The organism is Streptomyces sp. NPDC051064, assembly GCF_044455985.1.
Classification (GTDB): domain Bacteria; phylum Actinomycetota; class Actinomycetes; order Streptomycetales; family Streptomycetaceae; genus Streptomyces.
On sequence record NZ_JBITFK010000012.1, the window covers coordinates 148536 to 157671 of the forward strand.

Consider the following 9136-nt stretch of genomic DNA (forward strand, 5'->3'; position numbering starts at 1 on the left):
GCGGGCCGGGCGGCACTCCGCGGACACGGCCTAGCGGCGGTGGTCCCTGCCGTCCAGCTCGTCCCACCACTCGTCCGAGACCCGGTCACCCGTGCGCTGCTCCCGTGGCGAACGGGGCGGGTCGCCGCGGGTAGGGGGGTCAGGAGGCCGGGAGGCGCGGGAGGGGTCGTCCCACCAACGGTCCTCGGGTCCCCTGCGGTTGGCGACGATCGCGGCGACGGGCGGTATGACCATGGCGACCACGCACATCGCGACGGCAGCCGGGACGGACCACAGACGCACGAAGGCCCAGGCGGAGACGAAGAGGAAGAGGCATCCGCCCATCATCAGAAAATAGACGCGCCTGCGCCGGGCGTACATATCTCCAGCGTAGAGCTCTTCGGCGCGGATGCGAACGCGGACGGCACGAAGGGCCGCACCCCTGTTCAGGTGGCGTCCAACCCCCTGGGGTGCGGCCCTCCGGCCGTATGCGCGCGTGAACTACACGGCGATGGCGACCTCGGCGAGGCCACCGGTCTGCGCCACGACCGTGCGGTCGGCGGTGCCGCCCGGAACCAGGGCGCGGAGCGTCCAGGTTCCCTCGGCCGCGTAGAAGCGGAACTGTCCGGTCGCCGAGGTCGGGACCTCGGCGGTGAACTCACCGGTCGAGTCCAGCAGACGGACGTAGCCGGTGACGGGCTCGCCGTCGCGGGTCACGCTGCCCTGGATGGTCGTCTCGCCCGGCTTGATCGTCGAAGCGTCGGGGCCGCCGGCCTGTGCTCCACACATGGTGTTCTGTCCTTCTGGTCGGGGTCCTGCTGATCGGGTCCTGCGGAATTACTTGTTGGCGCCGAGCTCGATCGGCACGCCCACGAGGGAGCCGTACTCGGTCCACGAACCGTCGTAGTTCTTGACGTTCTCCTGGCCGAGCAGCTCGTGCAGGACGAACCAGGTGAGCGCGGAGCGCTCACCGATGCGGCAGTACGCGATGGTGTCCTTGGCCAGGTCCACCTGCTCGTCCTCGTAGAGGGCCTTCAGCTCGTCGTCCGACTTGAACGTGCCGTCGTCGTTGGCGTTCTTCGACCACGGGATGTTGCGGGCGCTCGGCACGTGGCCGGGACGCTGCGACTGCTCCTGCGGGAGGTGCGCCGGGGCGAGCAGCTTGCCGCTGAACTCGTCGGGCGAACGCACGTCGACGAGGTTCTGGCTGCCGATGGCCTTCACGACGTCGTCGCGGTAGGCGCGGATCGACTCGTCCTGGGCCTTGGCCTTGTACTGGGTGGCCGGGCGCGTCGGGACGGCGTCGGTCAGGTCGCGGGAGTCGAGCTCCCACTTCTTGCGGCCGCCGTCCAGCAGCTTGACGTTCTCGTGGCCGTACAGCTTGAAGTACCAGTACGCGTACGAGGCGAACCAGTTGTTGTTGCCGCCGTAGAGCACGACCAGCGTGTCGTTGCCGATGCCCTTCTCGGACAGGAGCTTCTCGAAGCCGGCCTGGTCGACGAAGTCACGGCGGACCGGGTCCTGGAGGTCCTTGGTCCAGTCGATCCGGATCGCGTTCTTGATGTGGTTCTTCTCGTACGCCGAGGTGTCCTCGTCGACCTCGACGATGGCGACCTGCGGGTCGTCGATGTGGGCCTCGACCCAGTCGGCGTCGACCAGAACGTCTGCGCGGCTCATGTGTTTCTCCTCCGGGGCAGTCTGCGGCGGGGTGGTGCGGTGTGCGGAGTGCGAGGTGTACGCGCAGGTGCTTGGAGCGGAACGCGTACGGAAGGCACGGGTTCGGCCCTGACGTGGTCGAAGGGCCGGGGGAAAACGGGAGAGGGTCCCGCTCAGAAGGTGCGACAGAGCATGGCGGCGACGCGGCACAGGTCTACTGCCCGCCGCTTCGTGAGGTCCGCCTGTCGCTTCATGCGTCCGATCGTAGGGAGGTACGGCCGGAGATGTCACCGTCGTGTCGGATGATGAGACACGATCGTCCGTGATGCGAGACGCAAGCGGGGTGGAGGCCCTCGGCGGCCGGGAACGGGCGGGCCGTCGGGCGGCGGTCATCTGCGGAACGGACGAGCATGTCTCACTATCTGGATCGGCCGTCCGGGCAGCCTTCGGGGACCCCTACCCAGCCCGGCCGGGAGTCACCCGTGGCGCCCGTGCCGTGTCGTCATCCGGCGAGCCGGATGTCGGCGCCGGTCATCGAGATCTCCAGGCCGCCCGGCGCCACCTCGATCTTCTCCATCTTCAGGCCGTCGGGCAGCCCGGCGATCCTGCGCTCGAAGTCGGTCTTCTTCCTGACCAGGCCCTCCAGGCCGGGGATCCCCTCACCCGGGACCTCGTCGGCGTGCACCCTGACGGTGTCCCCGTCGACCAGGGTGACCGTGGAGAGCACGCTGCGCGTGACCGTCCGGCCCAGCAGCGGGATCTGCACCGAGCCGGTGACCTTGACCTTGCCGTCGCCCCCGTAGGCGACCGTGACGCCGTCGTCGGCCGCCTCGGTGAGGGCCTTGTACGACAGGTAGGCCGTCCCGGTGGCGCGGGAGGCCGTCGCGCTGGTGTAACCGTCGCCCACCTTCAGCTGGTGCAGCTGGGCCTGGATCTCTCCGATCCGTATCTCCCGCCCGGCCGCTCCGGCCTGGACGTCCCTGACCGTGACGTCGACACGGTCGAACTCCGACCTGGCCGCCTGGGTCAGGAAGGGGAAGCCCTTGATCGAGACCCTGGTCGAACCGGCCTCGGCGCCGGCGAAGGTGATCCGCCCCTCGGCCTCCGACTCGGCGAAATGCACGGCGGCACGGTCCACGGCGACGAAGACGCCACCCAGCACCACGGCGATGATCAGCAGTATTCGCAGTGCTCGCATGCCTGTTGTTCCCCCACTCGGACCGGCCTGACCCCGCGGGCGTGAGCCTACTGCCGCCGTGTGGCGCGCCCGGAGTGATCGACGAGCGGACGGCCCCGCCGGTTCCCCGGGCGCGGGCAGTGTGAGTGAGGGAACGTCAGGAACGTCCGGTTGTCAGGCGATCGCACGGCCGATCAGATAGACGGCGGGAGCCGCGGCCGTGAGCGGCAGCGCCACCCCGGCCGTCATGTGCACGAAACGGGACGGGTAGTCGTAGCTCGCGACCCGCAGGCCGATGAGCGCGCAGCCGCCGGCCGCGAACCCGAGGAGCGCGGCCTGCGCGCCGAAGTCCGTGAACGCTCCGGCGACCAGGCCGGCACCCGCCGCGGCGAGCAGCGCCACGACGACCGAGACCGGTCCGGGCAGTGGCAGGGCCCTGACGAGCACCGCCACCGCGACCGCGATGGCACCCACCGTCACCGCGTCCGGGACAGCCGCCAGGTGCCCGGCGGCCAGCACGGCGAGCGCGGCCGACGCGACGGTGGCCGTCAGGCCGTACATCCGCTCGTCCGCCCCGGCCCGGCTGCGCAGCTGGAGGACGATCGTCAGCAGCACCCAGACGCCGAGCGTGCCGAGGATGGCCGCCGGGGCGTTGCTCCGGCCCGCCACGAGCAGCACGACGTCGGCCACCACACCGCCGGCGAACGCGAGCGCGATGCCCTGCCTGGCCGGCCACATGCCGTTGAGCCGGAACCACCCCGCCGCGGTCACGGCCTGGAGCAGGACGAGGGGCACGAGCAGGGCGTACGGACCGATCGCGGCGCCGAGAGCGAGGAGCAGACCGAGGCCCGCGGTGATCGCGGCGGGCTGGATCCCCGGCGCGATGATCGGCGAACGCCCCTCGGCCCGGGCCCGCTGGGCGTCGGTGACCCGGCTGTTGCCCAGGGTGGTGGGCGCGCTGTAGCCGGCGTCGGCGGGCGCGGCTGCCGGAGCCGACGGGGCGGGCGGGGCCGCCGGGGCCTCGGGGGGCAGCGGGTAACCGCCCGGGGCGCCCTGCACGGATGCGGGGGCGGGGTCGGGCGCGGTCTGGTGCTGCCGCTGGATCGTCGGCTGGTACTGGGTGTCCCAGGTCTGCCCCTGCCACGTCTGGGTCGCGCCCTGGTCGGCCGGGACCTGGGGCGCGCCCTGCTCCGGGTACGCGGAGGGCTGCTGCTGCCCGTAGGGCTGCTGCGAGCCGAACCCGGGCGGCACGGGCTCCTGGCCGTAGGCGGGCTGCGCCGGCTCCTGGCCGTAGGCGGGCTGCTGCTGCCCGTACGCCGGCTGCTGGTCCTGCTGCCCATAGGCCGGGTCGTACGGCTGCTGCGCGTACGCCGGGTCGTAGGGCTGCTGTCCCTGCTGCTGCCCGTGTCCCGGGTCGTACGGATACTGCTGATCGCTGTTGCTCATGGTCTGCGGTTCACCCTCCTGCGAACGGCGGGAGCACCTCGACCGTGCCGCCCTCGGCAAGCCGTACGGTCTCATGACCGCGGGTCCCCACAGGATTCCCGTCGATCAGGAACGAGCATCGCAGCAGCACGCGCGTCAGCTCACCGGGGTGCCGCTCGCGCACACCGTCGAGCGCCTCGGCGAGCGTGTCCGCCGTGTACGGCTCCTCCGCGGTCCCTGCGGCGGCCTTGGCCGCGGCCCAGTAGCGGATCGTTCCCGCCGCCATGGCGGCACCCCTTTCGTCGTACGTCGGCTGTCCATCATGGATCACGCCGAGTCGGTCCAGTCGGCGATACGGGTCAGCAGTTTCTCGTCCGCGGCGTTCTCCGCGTGGCCCATCCCGTGCTCCAGCCAGAGCTCCGCCCCGTCGCCGGCGGCTCCTGCCAGCATCCTCGGGTGGTCGACCGGGAAGTACGGGTCCCGGTCGCCGTGCACGATCAGCAGGGGCGCGGTGATCAGCGGGACGGCCTCCACCGGCGAGAGCGGCACGGGGTTCCAGTCCTCACGGTGGATCCGGGTGCGGAAGCCGTAGCGGCCGACGAGCCGGCCCGTGGGGCGGGTGACGACCCAGTGCAGGCGGCGCATCGGGGCCGTACCCCGGTAGTACCAGCGAGCGGGCGCGCTCACCGAGACGACCACATCCGTATGCGCGCCTGTGTGCGCCTCTGCGCGCTCCCCTTGCGCCTTGTGCGCCCCAGTGCGCCGGTCCACCCGTTCGGCCCCGACGGTTCCCGATTCCTCGTCCACGGATTCACCGGCTTCCGGCGCCGTATACAGAGCGGCGTGGCGGAGCACCACGGAACCGCCCATCGAGAAGCCGACCGTAACGATGCGGCGGTGTCCCAGCGACCGTGCCCAGGCGACCGCGGCCGCCAGGTCCAGCACCTCGCGGTCACCCACCGTGGACCGCCCACCGGACTTTCCGTGACCCCGGAAGGAGAACGTGATCACGGCCGCACGCTGGGCGAACACCTCCGCTGCGCGCAGGACGGCCGGCCGGTCGACGGAGCCGGTGAAACCGTGCGCGAGGACGACGGCGGTCCCTGTGGGCCCATCGCCTCCGACGGCCCCGGAACCCGCCGTACACGGGGTGTACACCGCCTCGATACGGACCCCGTCACCGGTCAGCAACGTGGTGCGTCGGGGGGCCCGCGTGATCGAGGGAACAGAAGAAGTCGGGAATCGACCCTCGGACACAGAACTCATGTGGGCTATTCTGCTGCGAAGAGGATCCGGGCAAAGCAGCCCCCGGGTCCTTTTGTGCTTTCCGAGCGTTGTTACGGCAGCGTTTCCACAAGCTCAGCGTTCCCCGGGTGTGGGACCGCACAGTAAAAACCGTATGACGGCCGTCGAGAGAAATGGTCGTACGGGAGTACGAAGCAGTGCCGCATACTCCCCCGGGTCCGACCCGGGAGTGCCCCTCTCGCAGGGAACGAGGAGGACCGACGTAATGGGCGAGCTGAACGTGCACGATCGACCGACGACCCAGGCAGGTGGGCGGCGATGAGTTCACTGCTGCTTCTGACGAATGCCCTTCAACCGTCGACGGAGGTGCTCCCCGCCCTCGGCCTTCTGCTGCACAGCGTGCGGGTCGCCCCCGCCGAGGGACCAGCTCTCGTCGACACCCCTGGTGCCGACGTCATCCTCATCGACGGCCGGCGCGACCTCCCGCAGGTCCGCTCGCTCTGTCAGCTGCTGCGGTCCACCGGGCCCGGCTGTCCGCTGATACTCGTCGTGACGGAGGGCGGCCTCGCGGCCGTCACCGCCGACTGGGGCATCGACGACGTCCTGCTGGACACCGCGGGTCCCGCGGAGGTCGAGGCCCGGCTGCGGCTGGCCACCGGCCGCCAGCAGATCACCGCCGACGACTCCCCCATGGAGATCCGCAACGGCGATCTGTCGGTCGACGAGGCGACGTACAGCGCCAAGCTCAAGGGCCGGGTCCTCGACCTGACCTTCAAGGAATTCGAACTGCTCAAGTACCTCGCGCAGCACCCGGGCCGGGTCTTCACCCGCGCCCAGCTGCTCCAGGAGGTATGGGGCTACGACTACTTCGGCGGCACCCGCACGGTCGACGTACACGTGCGGCGTCTGCGGGCCAAGCTCGGCCCCGAGCACGAGTCGCTGATCGGGACCGTCCGCAACGTCGGCTACCGCTTCGTCACCCCCGAGAAGGGTGACAGGGGAGCCGAGAAGGGCGACCGGGGAGCCGGGGAGGCCGGAGCCAAGGCGGCGCCGGAGCCGACGGCGGAGGTGGTCACCCGTCCGGAGCAGTCCGTAGAGGCTGAGATCACGGAAGAAGCCCCGGTCCGGCCTGCCTAGCGACAGGTCGATCCGCGTAGACTGCCGCGCGTGGCCAAGGTGACGCGGGACGATGTGGCGAGACTGGCGGGGACCTCGACAGCGGTCGTCAGCTACGTCATCAACAACGGACCCAGGCCGGTCGCCCCGGCCACGCGCGAGCGGGTGCTCGCCGCGATCAAGGAGCTGGGGTACCGGCCCGACCGGGTCGCCCAGGCCATGGCCTCGCGGCGCACCGACCTCATAGGGATGATCGTGCCGGACGCCCGGCAGCCGTTCTTCGCCGAGATGGCGCACGCGGTCGAACAGGCGGCGGCCGAGCGCGGAAAAATGGTGCTCGTCGGAAACTCGGACTACCGCGACGAGCGCGAGGTCCACTATCTGCGGGCCTTCCTCGGCATGCGCGTCTCCGGGCTGATCCTGGTCAGTCAGGGCCCCAGCGAGCGCGCGGCCGCCGAGATAGAGGCATGGGACGCCCGCGTGGTCCTGCTGCACGAACGCCCCGAGGCGATCGACGACGTCGCGGTCGTCACCGACGACGTCGGCGGCGCCCAGCTCGCCACCCGCCACCTCCTGGAGCACGGCAACGCCTACGTGGCGTGCCTCGGCGGCATGGAGTCGACCCCGGTGGTCGGTGACCCGGTCGCCGACCACATCGAGGGCTGGCGCCGGGCCATGCAGGAGGCCGGACGGCCGACCGGGGGCCGCCTCTTCCACGCCCCGTACAACCGCTACGACGCCTACCAGGTGGCGCTGAAGCTGCTCTCCGGGCCCGACCGGCCCCCGGCGATCTTCTGCTCCACGGACGACCAGGCCATCGGGGTGCTGCGGGCCGCGCGCGAGCTGCGGATCGACGTGCCGGGTGAGCTGGCGGTCGCCGGCTTCGACGACGTGAAGGAAGCGGGACTGACCGATCCGCCGCTCACGACGGTCTTCTCGGACCGTCCGGCGATGGCCCGGGCGGCCGTGGACCTGGTCCTCGACGACTCCCTGCGGGTCTCGGGGTCGCGGCGCGAGCGGCTGAAGCAGTTCCCGTCGGCGCTGGTGGTGCGCCGGTCGTGCGGCTGCGGCGAACCGACGGTCACCGCGCTGTAGCGGGGCGCTTCCTTATATCGGGCATACGAGGTTCTGCCGGGCTTCTCAGGGCGTACTCAGGCTGCTCTCATGTTCGCTGGACACTCTCGTAGACATGACCGACAGCCACCGCCCGAGCGGCGAGTACCCGATGTCCCCCTCGCACGACAACGGTTCGTACGGCAGCGGTACGTACGGCAACGGTACGCACGGCAGCGCCTCGCACGGCGGTGGTGAGGCGGCCTACCCGCCGCCGCCGGCCTACGAGCCCGAGCGGCAGACCGCCGAGGTGCCCGCCGCCGCCTACGCCTGGCCCGCCCCGGCGCCCGCGCCCGTCCCGGCCGCGCCCCCCGCGTCCGAGCGCCGGGTCAAGCGGCCGCTCGCCCTGCTGGCGGCCGTCGCGATCGCCGCCGCGGCGATCGGCGGCGGCACCGCCACCCTCATCGGAGAGCTCGCGGGCGGCGGCTCCGGCAGCTCGGGCTCCGGCGGCGTCGTCAGCGGCACCACCGTCTCGCAGAGCAGCGCCGGCACGGTCTCCGGCGTGGCGGCCGCCGTGTCCCCCGCCATCGTCGAGATCGGCGCGACGTCCTCGTCGGGCGAGGCCACCGGTTCCGGCGTCGTCATCACGGCGGACGGCGAGATCGTCACCAACAACCACGTGGTCTCGGGCGCCTCCGAGATCAAGGTGACCCTCAGCACCGGCAAGTCGTACACCGCCGATGTCGTCGGCACGGACCCCGACAAGGACCTGGCCCTCATCAAGCTCCAGGGCGCGAGCGGACTGAAGACGGCCTCGCTCGGTGACTCCTCCTCGGTGAAGGTCGGCGACGAGGTCGTGGCGATCGGCTCGCCCGAGGGCCTCACCGGCACGGTCACCAGCGGCATCGTCTCGGCCCTCGACCGCGACGTCACGGTCGCCAAGGAGGACGAGCAGAACCAGCAGCAGCAACAGGGCGGCCAGAACTGGCCGTTCGAGTTCGGCGGCCAGCAGTTCAACGGCGACACCGGCTCCTCCCAGACGACGTACAAGGCCATACAGACCGACGCCTCGCTCAACCCCGGCAACTCCGGCGGCGCCCTGATCAACATGAACGGCGAAATCATCGGCATCAACTCCGCGATGTACGCGCCCAGTTCGTCCAGCACCTCGGGCAGCTCGGCAGCGGGCAGCGTGGGCCTCGGCTTCGCCATCCCGGTCAACACGGTCAAGGCCGACCTGGACGCCCTGCGCGCCGGCGACGGCTCCTGACGAGGAGGTCCCATGAACCCCGACACCCCCGTGGACACCGGCCCCTCCGGCCTGTCCCTCCCGCTCGCCCTGGCCGCCGGACCGGCCGCCTCGGCGCACACCGCGCCCGCGCCCCGCTTGGCCGAGATCCGCAGCGGCTCCGGCCGTGGGCGCCGTGCCGCACGACGTCGTGCGGCGGCCGTGCGAGGCTGAGAGCCCAGCACGCAGCACCCGGC

Annotated in this window: 12 protein-coding genes; 4 read left to right on the forward strand and 8 right to left on the reverse strand. The window is 71.4% G+C overall.

The genetic code is table 11. From position 1 onward, the window contains the following. Nucleotides 1-30: 30 nt before the first annotated feature. From ACIBCU_RS34595 to ACIBCU_RS34630, 8 genes are all read right to left on the reverse strand, one after another. Nucleotides 31-360 carry a DUF3099 domain-containing protein gene (locus tag ACIBCU_RS34595; RefSeq protein WP_399236353.1) on the reverse strand — a complete coding sequence of 110 codons (330 nt, stop codon included), beginning with the start codon at nucleotides 358-360 and terminating at the stop codon, nucleotides 31-33. A gap of 120 nt (nucleotides 361-480) precedes the next feature. After that, entirely contained in the window at nucleotides 481-768 is a 288-nt protein-coding gene (locus ACIBCU_RS34600) for a DUF1416 domain-containing protein (RefSeq protein ID WP_014154938.1), read from the reverse strand. Between the two features lie 48 nt (nucleotides 769-816). Beyond that, nucleotides 817-1656: a sulfurtransferase gene (locus ACIBCU_RS34605; protein WP_099174180.1), complete on the reverse strand. Its 840-nt coding sequence runs from the start codon at nucleotides 1654-1656 to the stop codon at nucleotides 817-819. 152 nt (nucleotides 1657-1808) lie between these two features. Next, nucleotides 1809-1889, reverse strand: coding sequence for a putative leader peptide (locus tag ACIBCU_RS34610; protein WP_350310325.1), 81 nt, complete (start codon nucleotides 1887-1889; stop codon nucleotides 1809-1811). Nucleotides 1890-2137: 248 nt separating this feature from the next. Continuing rightward, nucleotides 2138-2833, reverse strand: coding sequence for a DUF2993 domain-containing protein (locus ACIBCU_RS34615; protein WP_362932622.1), 696 nt, complete (start codon nucleotides 2831-2833; stop codon nucleotides 2138-2140). Between the two features lie 153 nt (nucleotides 2834-2986). Beyond that, the gene (locus ACIBCU_RS34620; protein ID WP_399236356.1) at nucleotides 2987-4258 is read right to left on the reverse strand and encodes a hypothetical protein; all 1272 of its coding nucleotides are present in this window, start codon (nucleotides 4256-4258) and stop codon (nucleotides 2987-2989) included. A gap of 10 nt (nucleotides 4259-4268) precedes the next feature. Continuing rightward, a complete protein-coding gene (locus tag ACIBCU_RS34625) occupies nucleotides 4269-4523 on the reverse strand; it encodes a MoaD/ThiS family protein (protein ID WP_104787757.1) in 255 nt (84 codons plus the stop codon). Nucleotides 4524-4564: 41 nt separating this feature from the next. Beyond that, complete coding sequence (locus ACIBCU_RS34630; protein WP_399236358.1) at nucleotides 4565-5503, reverse strand: alpha/beta hydrolase; 939 nt, start codon at nucleotides 5501-5503, stop codon at nucleotides 4565-4567. Nucleotides 5504-5800: 297 nt separating this feature from the next. Between ACIBCU_RS34630 and ACIBCU_RS34635 the strand changes: the two genes are divergently transcribed. From ACIBCU_RS34635 to ACIBCU_RS34650, 4 genes are all read left to right on the forward strand, one after another. After that, on the forward strand, nucleotides 5801-6619 hold the full coding sequence (locus ACIBCU_RS34635) for a response regulator transcription factor (protein ID WP_362932616.1): 819 nt from the start codon (nucleotides 5801-5803) through the stop codon (nucleotides 6617-6619). A 30-nt stretch (nucleotides 6620-6649) separates the two neighbouring features. Then, nucleotides 6650-7693 carry a LacI family DNA-binding transcriptional regulator gene (locus tag ACIBCU_RS34640; RefSeq protein ID WP_362932614.1) on the forward strand — a complete coding sequence of 348 codons (1044 nt, stop codon included), beginning with the start codon at nucleotides 6650-6652 and terminating at the stop codon, nucleotides 7691-7693. Nucleotides 7694-7787: 94 nt separating this feature from the next. Continuing rightward, nucleotides 7788-8921 (forward strand): S1C family serine protease, encoded by a 1134-nt coding sequence (locus ACIBCU_RS34645; RefSeq protein ID WP_399236361.1) that lies wholly within the window; start codon nucleotides 7788-7790, stop codon nucleotides 8919-8921. 12 nt (nucleotides 8922-8933) lie between these two features. After that, a complete protein-coding gene (locus ACIBCU_RS34650) occupies nucleotides 8934-9113 on the forward strand; it encodes a hypothetical protein (RefSeq protein ID WP_399236363.1) in 180 nt (59 codons plus the stop codon). The last annotated feature ends 23 nt before the right edge of the window (nucleotides 9114-9136 follow it).

What these genes read in the sequence shown, in the direction of transcription:
- ACIBCU_RS34610 (WP_350310325.1), bottom strand. Translation starts at nt 1,889, where the DNA reads ATGAAGCGACAGGCGGACCTCACGAAGCGGCGGGCAGTAGACCTGTGC.
- ACIBCU_RS34625 (WP_104787757.1), bottom strand. Translation starts at nt 4,523, where the DNA reads ATGGCGGCGGGAACGATCCGCTACTGGGCCGCGGCCAAGGCCGCCGCA.
- ACIBCU_RS34630 (WP_399236358.1), bottom strand. Translation starts at nt 5,503, where the DNA reads ATGAGTTCTGTGTCCGAGGGTCGATTCCCGACTTCTTCTGTTCCCTCG.
- ACIBCU_RS34595 (WP_399236353.1), bottom strand. Translation starts at nt 360, where the DNA reads ATGTACGCCCGGCGCAGGCGCGTCTATTTTCTGATGATGGGCGGATGC.
- ACIBCU_RS34635 (WP_362932616.1), top strand. Translation starts at nt 5,801, where the DNA reads ATGAGTTCACTGCTGCTTCTGACGAATGCCCTTCAACCGTCGACGGAG.
- ACIBCU_RS34605 (WP_099174180.1), bottom strand. Translation starts at nt 1,656, where the DNA reads ATGAGCCGCGCAGACGTTCTGGTCGACGCCGACTGGGTCGAGGCCCAC.
- ACIBCU_RS34615 (WP_362932622.1), bottom strand. Translation starts at nt 2,833, where the DNA reads ATGCGAGCACTGCGAATACTGCTGATCATCGCCGTGGTGCTGGGTGGC.
- ACIBCU_RS34650 (WP_399236363.1), top strand. Translation starts at nt 8,934, where the DNA reads ATGAACCCCGACACCCCCGTGGACACCGGCCCCTCCGGCCTGTCCCTC.
- ACIBCU_RS34645 (WP_399236361.1), top strand. Translation starts at nt 7,788, where the DNA reads ATGACCGACAGCCACCGCCCGAGCGGCGAGTACCCGATGTCCCCCTCG.
- ACIBCU_RS34620 (WP_399236356.1), bottom strand. Translation starts at nt 4,258, where the DNA reads ATGAGCAACAGCGATCAGCAGTATCCGTACGACCCGGGACACGGGCAG.
- ACIBCU_RS34600 (WP_014154938.1), bottom strand. Translation starts at nt 768, where the DNA reads ATGTGTGGAGCACAGGCCGGCGGCCCCGACGCTTCGACGATCAAGCCG.